The sequence below is a fragment of the Rickettsia akari str. Hartford genome, assembly GCF_000018205.1.
Classification (GTDB): domain Bacteria; phylum Pseudomonadota; class Alphaproteobacteria; order Rickettsiales; family Rickettsiaceae; genus Rickettsia; species Rickettsia akari.
The window spans coordinates 551,138-566,500 of the sequence record NC_009881.1; the positions used below are offsets into that span (position 1 = coordinate 551,138).

The window sequence follows — 15,363 nt, forward strand, 5'->3', positions numbered from 1 at the left end:
AAATAAGAAAAGTTTAGGCATAATCTTTCTAATATAATTTAATAAAGATTAACTTATATAAAAAATTTAATTTTAACAATGCAAAACTAACAAAGCAGAGATAAAACAAAATTTTACAATTATCTATTGTAATTTGTTTGTATATAATTCATATTATTAGTAATGAAAAATTGATTCAAATAATCTTCAGAGCAATTTTAATGAATGATACCGCACAATCTTATGATTTTAATGGCGTATTGCCATCATCTTTTATTAGTGCACATCTTAGGAAAGTTCTCATCTCTTCGTCCTTATTATTATTTATAGGATTAGTTTTTTTCGTCTCTTTTGCCGTTAATAATTATGTTAACAACACTTTATCCATCACTTTAGTACAACCTGATAGTGATGAAGAAGAAACAATTTCATTTAAAGAAGTAGTAGTAAAAAAAGGCGATACTATAAAGTCAATTTTAATAGAACAACATATCCCTAAAAATGAAATAGAAAAAATTGTCAGTTTAATAAAAGAGAGAAAATTATCCTCTGCTCTTAAAATAGGTCAGCAAATTACTTTTGAGTATGAAACAAAAATTACTGAAAACGAGCATGAAGATCTAACATCAGAGGTAAAATTCTTAAATAAAATCATTATAATTGTGGATAAGCTCAAGACTATTCAATTAATAAGAGAAAACGATAATTTCAAAGTTGAAGAAATTATAGTACCTTTAACTAAAAAAATTGCTAAATCATCGGTAAATATTGAATCAAATTTTATGTCAGCTCTTAAAAAACTGGGTTTATCAAATAATAGCATAATAGAGCTGATTAATGCTTATGCTTATCAAATCGATTTTCAACGTCAAATAAAAAGTGGTGATACCGCAACCGTAATAATGGAACAATACGTAACGGAAGACGGTAAATTTTCTCACCACGGTAAAATCCTGTATGTTTCATTAAATCTTTCAGGAAAAGAATATAATATATATCGTTATTCCCATGATAATAATGCAAATAATCATGCATTTTTTTCAGAAGATGGTAAAAGCGTAAAAAGAAGCTTACTTAAAACTCCGTTAAAAATTATAAAAGTTTCTTCACATTACGGTAATAGAAAACATCCGATACTCGGTTATACTAAAATGCATAAGGGAGTTGACTTTGCAGCTCCAACCGGTACGCCTATATATTCCGCAGGAAACGGAGTTATAACGGAGATGGGTTGGAAGTCGGGTTATGGAAAATTTATTCAGGTAAAACATAGCGGTACGTTATCTACTGCTTATGCTCATGCTTCAAATTTTGCAAAAAATTTAAAAGTGGGAAGCGTAGTAAAACAGGGGCAGGTTATAGCATATGTTGGGAGTACCGGTAGAGCTAGCGGATCACATTTGCATTATGAAGTTAAAATTGACGGCAAACATGTTAATCCTATGTCGGTTAAAACAACACCTGGTGTAGAGTTAAACGGAAGAAATTTAGAGAAATTCAAACAATTTAAGAAAGAAATAAAAGCTTTAAATGTTAAGCTTGATAAGGAGTTGTAAACTGATAAAGCAGCATAGGTTTCATTATAGGATAGCCGTCATTGCAAGCGACTGAAGGTGTTGTTGTGTGGATAGTCTTATGTTATTTCGGCGTGGAATTGTTGCGTGGATCGGTTTTTTGTTGTCATCCCCGCGACTTGATAGCGGGATCCAGTTAAAAATACTAAAATTATTAGTATTTTTATTGTTTTTTTGGATACAGTGGCCAAGCAACGGTATGACACCGAATGGATTTTTTGGTCCACGTAACAATGCCTACTCGCAATGACGATTTGCGTAACCAGTCCCATGCATTTAATTTTTCATAAACATCTATGTGCCTACTCATAAAAAAACTATATCTAACATTTGCTCGTAGTACTAGTATAATAATCACCTTAGTAATTATTGATCAGTTAAGTAAATGGTGGTTTATTGATAATTTGAGATGGACACCAGGCTTAATGCTCAAGGTTACTTCTTTCTTAAATATGGTTTATACTTGGAATTACGGTATTAGTTTTGGTCTAATGCGTGAATATTATCAGTATAGTAATGCTATTTTTTTAATAACGAACACGCTTATTGTCTGTTATTTATATTATTTGATGATACGTTCAAACACAATAGGGAGTTTTGCCGGTTATAGTTTTGTCATTGGTGGGGCTGTTGGTAATCTAATTGATAGGTGTTTTAGAGGGGCAGTCTTTGACTTCATTCATTTCCATTATCATAATTATAGCTTCCCCGTATTTAATTTAGCTGATTGCTTTATTACAATAGGAGTAATTATCTTAATAGAAGATTATGATAATACTAAAAAAGTTATTGAAGAAAAGATTAAAGGGAATTATGATAATGCTCAAATTGAAGCTATGGCTGAAAAAATTCGTAACACCGATCAGGGCGGTAACGATAAAGTATAATTTAAATTAAAGGTGTTTAAGTGAAAAAGATTTTTTTATTATTGACTGTTTTATTAATTACTTCTGCTTGTAGTAAAAAGTTAAAAGAAACCTTAGGTATATCAACAGCTGGACCTAATGAGTATCAAGTACAGCGTGCTAAAACACTGGAAGTGCCTCCTCATTATTATTTACCAGACCCTGGGAATAGTAAAACAACTTATGGTAATGTAAAAGGACAAGGGGAATTTAATGAAGGTGAAAAGGCTTTAATGCAGGATATGGATTAAGAATTGTATTATCCCGTAGCCCCATCCACGGGATGACAATTTTGCGCTCACCATATCAATTACAAATTTATGCATTCTAATACAAAACAAAAAATAGGTGTTTTTGGGCTTGGTAAAACCGGTATGTCGGTTTATGAAGAGCTGCATGGTAAATGTGACATAATTATTTATGACGATTTAAAAGCAAATAGAGATATATTTGAAAAATTATATAGTAAAAGTGCTATTGTTGCTTTATCTGATTTAAGATGGCAAAATTTAGATAAAATTATCTTAAGCCCTGGAGTTCCTTTAACACATAAGATAGTAGGTATTGCAAAAAATTTTAATATTCCAGTCATTTCTGATATAGATTTATTATTTGAAAAATCAAAAAATTTAAACTTTATCGCCATAACTGGTACAAACGGTAAAAGTACTACTACTGCTTTAATAAGCCATATCTTAAATAGTAGCGGTTTAGACTATCAGGTTGCCGGTAATATTGGAGTTCCTGCTTTGCAAGCTAAAGCAAGTAAGGACGGATATGTACTTGAATTATCTTCTTTTCAGCTAGATCTAGTAAAAATCTTTACAGCTAAAATAGCAGTGCTTCTTAACATAACTCCAGATCATTTAGACAGACATCAGCATATGAACGGCTATATTGCAGCAAAATCCAAGATTTTTGATCGAATGGATAAAGATAGTTATGCAGTAATTAATATTGATAATGATTATTGTCGTGAAATTTTTATCACATTACAGCAGGAGCAACGTATAAAACTAGTTCCTTTTTCGGTTACTAAAATTCTTGAAAACTGCATTTCGGTAGTTGATAATAAAATTAACGATAATTTTTTTGATGATATAAGGTTTGAATGTCAGTATAATTCAGAAAGCTTCAGACAAAATGAATTTCAAGGCGAGCCTGCGGAGCGTATAAAAGTATGTGAGCACAGGCTGGACCTACAAAATTCGCTTGTATCAAATTTTCTGAATGATGCTGTACCTTTTAATAACAATTTGCAAGGAACTCATAATGATGAGAATATCGCTGCAAGTTATGCAGTAGCTAAAATAATAGGAGTAGAACCTAAAAAAATACTTGAGTCTATAAGTGGTTTTCAGAGTTTACCGCATAGAATGCAATATATCTGTAGTATAAATAATATAAATTTTTACAATGATAGTAAAGCGACAAATGCTATATCTGCCGTACAATCAATTAAAGCACTTGATAATATTTACTGGCTTGCTGGAGGAATCCCTAAAGATGGCGGTATTGAATGCATAAAGCCTTATTTCAGTAAAATTAAGAAAGCTTATTTTTATGGTCAAGCTAAAGAAATATTTGCAAATACTACTAAGAATATAGTAGATTTTGTAATATGTGATAATCTTGAGCAGGCTTTTGATCTTGCTTATAAGGATGCAGTAGGTGATAATGCGGAGTTGAAAAATATCTTGTTAGCACCTAGTTGTAGCTCATATGATCAGTTTAAAAATTTTGCAGAGCGTGGCGAGTTGTTTATAAAGTTGTGTAGTATACTATCACCCGTGGCTTGACTGATAGTACCGGACGGTTGTTAAAAAATTTTCGATGTCATAGCCGCGAAAGCTGGGAGCCAGACTAAAAAATCTTTAATTTTAAAGACTTTTTATTAGATAGTTTTTGCAAATAAAGCTTCTTGAAGCTTTATTTAACTGGATTCCCGCCTCCATGGGAATGACATAAAACGAAAAAGGTCCGGTACTATAGGCGTGATCATGGTATGACCTCGAGCATATTTTCCGATCCATGCAATAACATAAATATAGTCATGAATAACGAAATATCCAATAATTTTATAAAATTATGGTGGCGGAGTACCGATAGGCAAATAATAATTTCTTTAATTATCTTATTTGCTTTTAGTCTAATGCTTGTTACTACCTCAGGTTCGGCAGTAGCAAGTAGAATAGGGCTTGAAGAAAGTTATTTTGCATCTAGACAAATATTTTATTTAGCTGCTGCTTCAGGTCTTATATTATTATTTTCATGTCTTAATAAAAAATGGTTAAGGCGTTTTGCAATAATTGGGTTTATTGCTAGTATAGTTTTATTAATAGCAGTTAAATTTTTTGGCTATGAAGTAAAAGGAGCAGTGCGATGGATTAATATTTTAGGTCTATCTATTCAACCTTCGGAATTTATCAAACCGTTTTTTGCAGTTGTGACGGGCTGGATATTGTCGCTGAAATTTAATGATGATTTTCCAAGTTTTACAATTTGTATAATATTTTATTCTATTGTTGCTATTCTCTTAATTATTCAGCCGGATTTTGGAATGCTTGTAATGATTACGGCGGTTTTCGGTATTCAGCTATTTATTGCGGGTATGCCGATATTTTGGATTGTGCTAGCCGGTTTTTTAGGCATGATAGGAGTCACTATTGCTTATTTTTGGTTACCTCATGTAACGCAAAGAATTAATTCATTTTTAGATCCTGATAGTAGTGAGAATTATCAAGTTAGTAAATCTCTTAAGGCTTTTGAGCATGGCGGTTTATATGGACGCGGTCCAGGAGAGGGAGCAGTAAAGCAGGTACTACCTGACTCACATACAGATTTTATTTTTGCTGTAGCAGGTGAGGAGTTTGGAGCTATTATTTGCCTGGTTGTTATAGGTATATTTGCTTTTATAGTATTAAGAAGTCTTATTAAATTATTAAACGAAACAGATAAATTTGTACAATTCGCTGCTAGCGGTATAATTGCACAATTAGGGCTTCAGGCGATAATTAATATGGGCGTAACTTTACATTTATTACCTACTAAAGGTATGACATTGCCGTTTATTAGTTACGGTGGTTCTTCAACGCTTGCAATAGCTATCGCTACCGGTATGCTTCTTGGCTTTACAAGACACCGTACTCCTTTAAATTCGTACAAAATTCGTAATGTTGAAATATGAAAAAAATAATTTTAGCAGCAGGTGGTACGGGCGGGCATTTTTTCCCGGCTGTTGCTCTTGGAGAAGAATTAGTGAAACGTGGATATGAAGTTCATTTTATTACTGATTTAAGATGCCAAAAATATATAAATCAGAATCTGGGGTTAATTTTTCATATCTTAGATTTAAAACGCTCAAGTAATATTTTTTTATTTTTACCAAACTTATCAATTGCGATCTTAAAAGCTATTAAATTATTATACAATATCAGGTCTTCAGCTATTATAGGATTTGGCAGTTATCCTGTTATATCTTCGATGTTTGCGGCAGTTTTTTTAAGAGTACCGATTATAATTCATGAACAAAATTCTTACCTCGGGAAAGTTAATAAATTTTTTGCAAGCTTTGCTAAAAGGATAGCTATTTCTTATGAAGAGGTAAAAAATTTACCGGAATTTGCAAAAAGTAAAATAGTAGTTACCGGTGGGATAGTTAGGGAGAATATTAGGGAGTTGGATTCTATAGTGTACTCAGCGTCACACCGTGGCTTGATCACGGGGTCCAAAAAAATAAAAAAAAGACTGGATTCCGTGGTAACGCCACAGAATGACAAGCTTTTTACTATATTCATCTTTGGCGGTAGTCAAGGAGCTACGTTATTTTCAGAGCTGATACCTGCAAGTATCCAAATTTTGATGCAAAAACAACCAAATCTTAAATTAAATATAATCCAGCAAGCCGCATTAGATGATCAAGTAAAAATAAAAGATATATACTCGAAATTAAACATTAATTATGAATGTGCCGAATTTTTTGATAATATGGCATTGCAATATAAAGAAGCCGATGTAGTGATTTCAAGAGCAGGAGCATCTACTATAGAAGAATTGACATATATAGGGTTGCCGGCAATCTTTATTCCACTGCCTAGTGCTGCGGATAATCATCAATATTACAATGCAAAATTATTGGAAGATAAAAAAGCAGGATGGTGTTTAGAGCAGAGTGATATTTCTGCAGGAAAATTAGCAGATAAAATACTCGATTTGATAAGTAATCCTAAGATATTAGAAGAGGCTTCAAAAAATTTATTAAAAAGAAGAAAAGAAGGGCATGTGTTGTTAAGTGATTTAATAGAAGGAGTGATTTATCACCCCGTGGCTTGACACCTGGGTCCAGAAACAAATAAAAAATGCTGGATCCTGTGGTTAAGCAACGGGATAACAGTAAGGTACGCAACAATACCAAAAATACCTCAGAATAACAATAATTTAATTAAGTGCACAGCAGTTTGGTTCTTTGTCCTTGCAAAATTGGCTATTATGTGGCATTAATCATAATAAAAGTTTTGGAATAATATAAATATATGTTAAAGAAAATTATAATATTATTTTTAGGAATGTTTTTACTTTCAGCTTGTACGGATAATTTTAGAAGCTATTTTCAAAGATCCGCAAATAATAGATTGGTTGATAGTAAAGGTGCTAGAGGCGGCAAAAGAAAACCAGTATATAATAATAAATATATTACTTTAGCTAAAAAGAATATTATAGAAGATAATCTTGATTATGATAACGACGATGATGATGACTATGATAGCGATAGTCCTTTAAGAGGAGAGAGAATCGATCCTGTAAAGAGAAATCGTGAAATGTATCTTAAGATGATTAAAAGGGATATAGCAAGGCAGAAAGCAGAATCCGGCTTCACTGAATCCGATGATGATATGACTTTAAGTAGAGCAAATAAAAAGGTTAGAAAAGACGATAGCGATAAAGAAAAAAAGATACAAGAGGAATTAAATCAGATAAAAGCAATGCTGAGAGAAACTAAGCGTGATATATCAAAATATACTTGTCCAAATGCTACAGTAAACCAAAATTATGCACCGCCCGTTACAAATTATGAACCTATAAATTATCCACCAGTAAAAAATAGTAAGCCGTATAATAACAATTCTAAGGTAAAGCATAAATTTATCCGTGAAGATGATGAGGACGCTAGTAATGCTTGTTCGATATAATATATGTCATATATTTATCACTATCAATAGGTTTATTATTTTTTAATAAAAATTAATATTTTAACATAGAAATATGTTAAATTTATTAATAGGTATATTATAAAAAGTAAACTCTCAGTAAGTACTTCTAGTCTTACCTTTATAAAAGGTCTTCAAAATCCTATTGTTGCTGAAATAAAAGAATCAACAAAAATTACTTTTTTAAAGATCAATAGCTTAAAAAAGCTTACGTGATGGCTTCAGATGATGTTCTATTCAAGCAACAATGGAATAGATATTATATGCTTTAAAATCTGTAGAATCTGCAAAGCAACATTTGACGGACAAGATACAAGAATGTTTTAATAAATTAAATGACTACGGCATTTGTGTTGCTTGCTCATTTGTTCAGTATAAAAGAAGCGGTAATGACATATTAGAATTTGTATCACCTTATTTATTAAAAAACGTATCTGATATGGAATATATTAAGACATATATTACTGAAGCATATATAAAAGAGAGTAGTAAAAATGATGCTATGGAATGAACAATCTTGATAATGCTGTCACCCCATGGCTTGTCCATGGGATCTAGTTAAAATACTAATATTATTAGTATTTTTAGTTATTTTTCTAGATATCTTGGTCAAGCCACGGTATGATACCGAACGAGTTGCTCGAGCTAACAACATTAGACTTATGGCATAACTTGTTTCTAAAGGTAATTTGTACGTCAATACTATCCATTCATCCTTATGTACTATAGTGTACGCTGCAGTTCTGTGCTTCGTGTTTCCTTCAAATTCCTCTTTATTAACTACGTTATACAAGAAGTCTAATGTTAATCTTTCCAATTTAATTCCGGATAGGTTCTAATTTCAGCTTTATAATTGCTGTTTTTTAGCCATTTCTTAGCTGCTTCCAAATACAAGAAGATTTATCGGCTTAATATAAAGAGTAGTAGTTGTGATGTGAGTAACCCACCGACTACGGCAAAGTCCTAGAGAGCTTCTCTCAGCACCAGTAGCTCCGACTCCAAGGGAGCTCCAATTAATGCGGCTATGGTAGTCATCATAATCGGTCTGAATCTTATTATACATGCTTCATCAATCGCTTCATGCAAAGATTTATTGCCGGTACGTTCAAGGTCCAAAGCAAAATCGATAATCATGATAGTGTTTTTCTTAACGATACCGATTAGCATTATAAGCCTGACAAATCCGTCAATATCAAGTTCGCTATTAAATATTAGTAGAGTGAGTAATGCTCCAAATATAGCGGTAGATAGCTCTGAAAGTATGGTTATAGGATTCACAAAACTCTTATATAACATGCCGGATAATATAAATAACTATAACGGCAAGTCCACAAGCAATAGCCCAGATCGGAAAAAGACGATTGAAATGCCTGAGCAGTTCCTTGAAAGCTTCCGGTAATCGTATCCGGAATTTGTAAGTCTCTTATTGCCTGATTAACTTTTGGAACGGCATTACTAATTGAATACCCGTCTTGTAGTTTAAATGATACTGTAACCGAAGGCAATTGCCCGAAATGTGAAATACTAAGCAGATCAACAATATTAACAATTTTAGTAATGGTAGTTAGCGGTACTAAATTGCCGTTTGTAGAGTTAATATTGACTAAAGATAACATCTGCACTAAAGTTTGTGGCTGTGCTATTTGTAAGTCCGAAGTTACGTCAATAAAACTTGGCATCCGTACAAGCTTGTCTTCTAATTTCGGTGTAAAGTTAAATAGCTCATCTTGATCGAGTCCTTGCATAGTATATTAATGTTGGCTTTTTGTTTCTTGTCCGCCAATTGTAATAGTTGAATATATACTCTTAAACCTACTAGATGATATAGTGTTGAGCGTAACTGGTCTATAACTGCATCAGCTCCTATTCTTTGATTTCTTGGTTTTAAGCTAATAAAAATCGTACCTTGCTTAACGGCAGAGTTTATACCCGAAACACCTGCGGCCGAAAAGAATGAATCTATGTTATGGTTTTTAAGTAATACATTGCTTACTTGATGCTGTTATTTTACCATCGCATAAAAGGAAATAGTTTGGGAGGCTTCAGTAAAAACTAAGATTTGTCTTGTATCGGAATCAGGCATAAAGCCTGTACGGATTTTCCCGAATAAATAAGCCATTGCGATGATGACTAAGAGAAATATCATCATAGTAGTGTTTGAATGCTCTACTACCGTTTTTATACTGCTACCATATTTTTGTTTGACATATTCAAAGGCACGTTCGGTTAGTGATAGACCGTCATTACTCTTCTCATTGTCATACCGCGGCTTGACCGCGGTATCCATATTAAAAGTTTTTTATATTTTCTTGGATCCAGCGATCAAGTCGCAGGATGACAGACGTAGTCTTTTCCTCGCAATGACGATCATTCAAAAACACATTACATCACATTGGAGTTACGGTTATCGCAATAACTCCCGAAAGTAAAATAGCGGTAGTAATAACAACCGCAAGTTCGTGTAGTAATTTCCCTAAAATTCCGCTCATAAATAATATCGGTATGAATACCGCCATTAGTGATAGAGTCATTGAGACGATAGTAAATCCTATTTCTTTAGTACTATTAATACATGCTGCTATTTTATTCTCACATTTTTCCATCTTTTATAGAGTCAACTATTTCAATAGTGTTAGTATCGTGCTGTTTCTGAATAGCAAGTATTACTACAGGTTTATCTCTCCAAGCGGATATTTGATTGTGAGCTACGTTATCGATGGTTTTACCGATCTTTTTAAGAAAAAGCGGATTACCGTTTTTATAAGTTAATATTAAATCATTATATTCTTTAGCATTTTGTAGTTGCCCGTGGCTCTAATGCTCGAGTAGATATCTTTACCGTATAAAGCTCCAGTCGGTAAATTAACGTCAGCAGAGCTGATAATATTCGATACTTGGTTAAGCCATAGATTATTTGCTTCCATCTTAACCGGATCAATTTGTACACGCACTGCAGATTGTTGTGAGCCGTACACTTGTACATGTGCAACACACGGTAACATTGATAAATGTTCAGGTATAATTGTTTCAGCGTAATAGTCCACAGTATATAAAGGGAGAGTATCAGAGGTTAAAGATAAATAAAATATGGGTATATCAGCATGATTTACTTTACGATATGAGGGTGGAGTAGGTAAGTTGTGCGGTAGCTGCTTGTACGTCTTGTGCCGCTGCATCTATATCACGCTCTAAATTAAACTGCAAAGTAATTTGAGTAGTGCAGTTACTGTTAACCGAACTCATCGAATCAATATCGGATATCCTAGAGAACTACTTTTCAAACGGTAATGCAACTGAAAATACCATAGTGGTTTGATCAGATCCAGACAAGCTTACCGAAACCTGAATAGTCGGAAAATCGATGTAAGGTAAAACGCTTACCGGTAATAGCCTATAGTTGAATGCTCAAAACAGCAAAATAGTCGCCATGAATAAGGCAGCAAGAACCGGACGCTTAATAAATATTTCTGAAATACTCAATTATTCCTCACACCTGTCATTCTGTGGTTTGTCGACTGAATCCAGTAATTACAAATTGTATACATATTAAGTTTTTAAAATTAAAATTTCTCTTTATCTTGGATTCCCACCTACACTGGAATGACATAGGAAGTAAGAATAAACTACTCCTCCCTAACACTCACCTCTGGTCCGTTAGATAATCATAGCTGCCCGTTGGTGATTAGCGTTGCACCATCATCTATATCGCTTTTAATAACAATAAAATCATCATTAGAAAAAACTATATCTATATTCTTGACCACGGCCTTATTGTCTTTATTGACCACAAATACATAAGGTCATTGATCATTAGTTTGCATCGCCTTAGACGGAACTATTAGAGCATCTTTTTCTGTGTAGATGCAATGATACACGTACGAATTGCCAAGGCCACAATATTAGGTATAATTTCTTTGACTTTTATAGTGCTGCTATTTGGATGAATTGCATTGTCTACCAAGACTATCCAACCATCTTTAATTTCTTGATCGTTTACGGTTCTAACCGTCAAAGCCAAGTCATAAGATTTTTGAGATTTATTAATATGGTCTAGATATTCTTAAGGTACGAAGAAACTGACATAAATAGGTGAGATGATATTTATAGTGACAAGACTTTATGGTGACACTAAATCACCTATATCAACATTACTCTCACTAAGTTTACCGTCAAAAGGAGCTACTATTTTTGAATACTTGATTTGTAAATTCGTATCTGCAATAATTGCCTGATCACGTTCAACAGCAGCCCCAAGCATATCCATATTAGTTAGCATCTGTAAATATTGCTCTTCCGAAACGGCTTTTTCTTCAGATAAAGCACGATATCTTGCTTCTTCTTTTATAGCATTTTTTAGGTTATAAGTATCACTTAGTAAATTTGCTTGTGCTTGATGTAATTGATTTTGCAACGGACGAGAATCGATTTTATATAATAAATCACCCTCTTTTACTTCTTGTCCATCATCAAAATTTACACTTAATATTTGTCATGTAACTTGAGGTCTAATATCGGCACTTTGGTAAGTTTCAGCCGCTCCTGCAAGCTCTATCACATAAGGTACATCTTTTCTGATAACTTTTGTTATTTCAACCGGAGTTGCTATAGTGATTTGTTTACTACTTTTATGATGATTTTTTATTACCCAAACCACTAATATTACTATTAGCACTAATAATGTTATCAATATCAAATTCCGCATTATTGTTTTAAGGTGTTTGTGTTCTTTTTGCTCATTTATGCAACAAGGCTTGCAGTCGCTCGCAATGACGTGGATCGTACTACCACTCTCCTACACGAGCATGGAAAATATTAACCATAGAACTTAGCTGTGAAAGCTTTATAGCCACCTAGTCAATTTCGTTTTGTTTAGCGGTAAGCACTGTTCAGTAATCTTATATTACTTCGTTTATAACGCTGATCAGCACGCTTAAATATAGATGTTAAAGATGCTTCATTTTGTGGCCCAAAAATTATTACTTGATGTTTGTTCAAACGATAAAGCATCCATAACTTACACCCAGTCTCAGATAAGTGAGTAAATAGAGTATTAAGTTTATTGCTACCGAGTCCTAATAAACCTGTTAAAGAAATTTGCATAAAATAAGTAGCTTTTATTGCTTTTAAGTTTGCATCTGCTGCTAGTAAATTCTGCTCTGCTGCTTTAATATCCAGTCTTTGCCCTAAAAGTTCTGACGGTAATATTTTAGGTAATACCGGTAGAGCAGGGAAATAATCTAGGTTTATCACGATAAATTAAGCCGTTTACTATATTGTCAGGAGTTCTACCTACTTAAAATTTTTAAAGCTGTTTCCTGCTCGTGCATTTGTTGTTTTAAAGGTTGCAATGACAAATTAGTAAGTGCAAGCTCGGAAGCAGCTTCACTAACCGATATTAGATCAACTACGCTAAGATTATATAATTTCTGATTTAATTTATAAATTTCTGTTTGAGTCTCAATTAGTTTTTCAGTTAGATATATTTATTTGTCTAATGCTAAAAGATTAAAGTAATTTATAGTGACGTTACTTATAACTGATAAACGTATTGCTGCTTTGCTATATGATAACACAACATATATAATAAGTTATTTTTGGATACCGAGTACTTTTTTTGATCCACGCAGGAATGAGAAAAAAACTCTTGAGCAGGTTCATTAAAATAAATTAATATTACTTATGCATCTTTAAGCTATGATGTCAATATAGACTATTATTGTTTCAACTAACTATTGTTGTAACTGCGTAATAATGTTGCTAACTTTTTAGAAACAACTTTAATGTCATAATTTTGTTTAAGAGTAAGGTAGGCATTTTTAGAAAATTCTTTTGCTTTTAATGGGTTATCTATTAGATAGACAATTTTTTCTGCTAAATCTTCAGCAGATCCGGCTTTACAAATAAGACCGTCTTGCATATGCTTTAAGAGTTCTGCAGGCCCTTCAGTATCTGTACTAACGAGAGGCACGCTTGCCTCTATTGCTTCAAGCACTATAATTCCAAACGGTTCATGAAGAGACGGTAAACAAAAAATATCTATTTGTTTAAAAAATTTATCTTTATCGTTAACCCATCCCGTAAATGATATTTTACCTTGTAAATTAAGTTTACGTGCTAAAGCAATTAAATTATCTTTTTCCTCACCGTTTCCACCTATAACAGCTTGAATATCATATTTTTTTTCTTTTAAAATTTTTATAGCATTAATAAAAACATCAACACCTTTTTTAGCTACAAATCTTGCTAGTACACCAATTACGATAGGTTTTCTATATGTTTTATTTGGAGTAAAGTCTTTATAAATATTTATCATATTCGGTAGGATGCATATCCTAGATTTGGCAAAGTTATTTTTTAGTAAAAATTCTTCCATATGATGTGTCAATGCAATAACAAAATCACATTTACGTAGTCCTTTTAAACTATAATTATGAGCGATACCGATTAATTTTATATTTTGTGATTTAATAAATTTACTAAAATTTATTGCTCTATTGCCATGTGCTATAATTATATCGGGCTTAATTTTGTAGATTATATATTTAAGAATAAGTACCGATAACGGATCAATAGGTACTAAGTTAGGTAGTTTAAAACTTGTCTTACGTAGAAAAGAATTTATTTTTGCTTTGTAAGAAGTGATATTTGTAATCTCAATTTTTTGCATTTCAAGAGCTGCATTATAATCTAAAAATGCTTGTTGAATTCCGCCAAGATCACGGCTTAGCATAATATTGAGTACTTTCATTGCTACTTTAATTTTTCGATTTCTTCTGCTGTTAAATCGGTAAATTACATAATTTCATCTAAAGGTCTATTTTTTGCTAACATTTTTTAACCATAGTAACTTTTTCCCTAGCGTTCCCTTTAGCTAGAGTATCCTTATAATTTTTTATTCTTCTACGGTTAAATTATCCATTTCGGTTTTTACCATTTTTTCATAGGTATTTAACTCTTCTTCAGACCAGCTAGCTTGATCTAGATCATAAAAAGCTTTTTTAATTATTGGGGCTTCACCTATCAAATGCTCCATTTCTTCTAGAGAGCTTTCATGTGCATACTGAAAGAAATACGCCCATTTTGCTTGAAGATTCTCTAATTGATCGCATTCTTTATTAAATTTTTCTAGTTCTAAAAAGATAAAATAAAAATCTTGTAGGTCATTTTCATAAGTTTTATTATCAAGTAATCCATGATTTGATTTCCAATCTTTTTTATCAGGAAATAAAATAAAATCGGCAATAGCTAAGAATATTACCCCTCGAAGTTTTGCATATACTGCCATTTTCTTATGATTTTCATCCTCTTTGAGTATTTGCCTTGAGTAAGCTTTTGCTGCATAAAGCTGAGCTCTTTTTTAAAGCCCGGATGTTTACTTATTTGCATCTCTACAATGAATTGAGTACCGTGTGTATCTTTGCACAATACATCTACTATAGATTGTCTATAAGCAGTGATGTCTAGGTCCTAGGTAGTTTTTAAAAACGTAACTGCGGTAATTACTTCCGCTCCCGTATAACCTAAAATGTCATTTAGGAAATGAATAAGTATATCATTGTTTTTTTCACGTACCGAAAATTTTGTAAAATGCATAGTTATTTTTAGGGTCTAAGAAACGTGAAATTAGCATAATAGTCTATATTTTTATGTATAATAACTTCATTATAGCAAATTTGCTATAATTTGCTATAATAGAAT

16 protein-coding genes and 5 pseudogenes are annotated in these 15,363 nt (G+C 32.5%); 8 read left to right on the forward strand and 13 right to left on the reverse strand.

Translation table 11 applies throughout. The features are described from left to right. Nucleotides 1-200 precede the first annotated feature (200 nt). The 8 genes from A1C_RS02730 to A1C_RS02765 all read left to right on the forward strand — a co-directional run bounded on the left by A1C_RS02730 (nucleotide 201) and on the right by A1C_RS02765 (nucleotide 8,176). Nucleotides 201-1,535, forward strand: coding sequence for a M23 family metallopeptidase (locus A1C_RS02730; protein ID WP_012149530.1), 1,335 nt, complete (start codon nucleotides 201-203; stop codon nucleotides 1,533-1,535). A 314-nt stretch (nucleotides 1,536-1,849) separates the two neighbouring features. Beyond that, nucleotides 1,850-2,440: a signal peptidase II gene (lspA, locus tag A1C_RS02735; protein WP_012149531.1), complete on the forward strand. Its 591-nt coding sequence runs from the start codon at nucleotides 1,850-1,852 to the stop codon at nucleotides 2,438-2,440. Between the two features lie 20 nt (nucleotides 2,441-2,460). Beyond that, complete coding sequence (locus A1C_RS02740; protein WP_012149532.1) at nucleotides 2,461-2,709, forward strand: DUF3035 domain-containing protein; 249 nt, start codon at nucleotides 2,461-2,463, stop codon at nucleotides 2,707-2,709. Nucleotides 2,710-2,778: 69 nt separating this feature from the next. After that, nucleotides 2,779-4,257, forward strand: a complete 1,479-nt coding sequence (gene murD / locus A1C_RS02745) for a UDP-N-acetylmuramoyl-L-alanine--D-glutamate ligase (protein ID WP_012149533.1) — start codon at nucleotides 2,779-2,781, stop codon at nucleotides 4,255-4,257. 254 nt (nucleotides 4,258-4,511) lie between these two features. Next, nucleotides 4,512-5,645: a putative lipid II flippase FtsW gene (gene ftsW / locus A1C_RS02750; protein WP_012149534.1), complete on the forward strand. Its 1,134-nt coding sequence runs from the start codon at nucleotides 4,512-4,514 to the stop codon at nucleotides 5,643-5,645. Further along, nucleotides 5,642-6,790 (forward strand): undecaprenyldiphospho-muramoylpentapeptide beta-N-acetylglucosaminyltransferase, encoded by a 1,149-nt coding sequence (gene murG / locus A1C_RS02755; RefSeq protein WP_012149535.1) that lies wholly within the window; start codon nucleotides 5,642-5,644, stop codon nucleotides 6,788-6,790. Before ftsW ends, murG begins: the two co-directional genes overlap by 4 nt. Nucleotides 6,791-6,990: 200 nt before the next feature. Next, nucleotides 6,991-7,647, forward strand: a complete 657-nt coding sequence (locus tag A1C_RS02760) for a hypothetical protein (protein ID WP_012149536.1) — start codon at nucleotides 6,991-6,993, stop codon at nucleotides 7,645-7,647. Nucleotides 7,648-7,963: 316 nt separating this feature from the next. Further along, nucleotides 7,964-8,176: a hypothetical protein gene (locus tag A1C_RS02765; protein WP_012149537.1), complete on the forward strand. Its 213-nt coding sequence runs from the start codon at nucleotides 7,964-7,966 to the stop codon at nucleotides 8,174-8,176. Between the two features lie 18 nt (nucleotides 8,177-8,194). On the opposite strand, the gene A1C_RS09450 is transcribed toward A1C_RS02765, so the two are convergent. The 13 genes and pseudogenes from A1C_RS09450 to A1C_RS08560 all read right to left on the reverse strand — a co-directional run bounded on the left by A1C_RS09450 (nucleotide 8,195) and on the right by A1C_RS08560 (nucleotide 15,258). After that, nucleotides 8,195-8,482 carry a palindromic element RPE1 domain-containing protein gene (locus tag A1C_RS09450; RefSeq protein ID WP_041816765.1) on the reverse strand — a complete coding sequence of 96 codons (288 nt, stop codon included), beginning with the start codon at nucleotides 8,480-8,482 and terminating at the stop codon, nucleotides 8,195-8,197. 146 nt (nucleotides 8,483-8,628) lie between these two features. After that, nucleotides 8,629-9,296 (reverse strand): annotated as a pseudogene (locus A1C_RS09235) (efflux RND transporter permease subunit); the annotation flags it as partial. Between the two features lie 371 nt (nucleotides 9,297-9,667). Next, a pseudogene (locus tag A1C_RS08085) lies at nucleotides 9,668-9,904 on the reverse strand (efflux RND transporter permease subunit); the annotation flags it as partial. A gap of 151 nt (nucleotides 9,905-10,055) precedes the next feature. Beyond that, nucleotides 10,056-10,268: pseudogene (locus A1C_RS07680) on the reverse strand (efflux RND transporter permease subunit); the annotation flags it as partial. Continuing rightward, a pseudogene (locus A1C_RS09455) lies at nucleotides 10,255-10,766 on the reverse strand (efflux RND transporter permease subunit); the annotation flags it as partial. The pseudogenes A1C_RS07680 and A1C_RS09455, both read right to left, overlap by 14 nt. A gap of 10 nt (nucleotides 10,767-10,776) precedes the next feature. After that, the gene (locus A1C_RS07690; protein ID WP_157211893.1) at nucleotides 10,777-10,908 is read right to left on the reverse strand and encodes an acriflavin resistance protein; all 132 of its coding nucleotides are present in this window, start codon (nucleotides 10,906-10,908) and stop codon (nucleotides 10,777-10,779) included. A gap of 419 nt (nucleotides 10,909-11,327) precedes the next feature. Continuing rightward, nucleotides 11,328-11,453, reverse strand: a complete 126-nt coding sequence (locus tag A1C_RS09090; RefSeq protein WP_269479055.1) for a hypothetical protein — start codon at nucleotides 11,451-11,453, stop codon at nucleotides 11,328-11,330. Between the two features lie 329 nt (nucleotides 11,454-11,782). Then, on the reverse strand, nucleotides 11,783-12,076 hold the full coding sequence (locus A1C_RS08550) for an efflux RND transporter periplasmic adaptor subunit (RefSeq protein WP_012149540.1): 294 nt from the start codon (nucleotides 12,074-12,076) through the stop codon (nucleotides 11,783-11,785). A gap of 78 nt (nucleotides 12,077-12,154) precedes the next feature. After that, nucleotides 12,155-12,337, reverse strand: coding sequence for an RND transporter (locus A1C_RS02795; RefSeq protein WP_232279075.1), 183 nt, complete (start codon nucleotides 12,335-12,337; stop codon nucleotides 12,155-12,157). Nucleotides 12,338-12,534: 197 nt separating this feature from the next. Further along, on the reverse strand, nucleotides 12,535-12,915 hold the full coding sequence (locus A1C_RS09095; protein WP_012149542.1) for a TolC family protein: 381 nt from the start codon (nucleotides 12,913-12,915) through the stop codon (nucleotides 12,535-12,537). 475 nt (nucleotides 12,916-13,390) lie between these two features. After that, the gene (locus tag A1C_RS02805) at nucleotides 13,391-14,413 is read right to left on the reverse strand and encodes a glycosyltransferase family 4 protein (protein ID WP_012149543.1); all 1,023 of its coding nucleotides are present in this window, start codon (nucleotides 14,411-14,413) and stop codon (nucleotides 13,391-13,393) included. Nucleotides 14,414-14,557: 144 nt separating this feature from the next. Further along, nucleotides 14,558-15,090 (reverse strand): annotated as a pseudogene (locus tag A1C_RS02810) (PD-(D/E)XK nuclease family transposase). A gap of 42 nt (nucleotides 15,091-15,132) precedes the next feature. Further along, nucleotides 15,133-15,258, reverse strand: a complete 126-nt coding sequence (locus A1C_RS08560) for an Rpn family recombination-promoting nuclease/putative transposase (RefSeq protein WP_232279076.1) — start codon at nucleotides 15,256-15,258, stop codon at nucleotides 15,133-15,135. Between the last annotated feature and the right edge of the window lie 105 nt (nucleotides 15,259-15,363).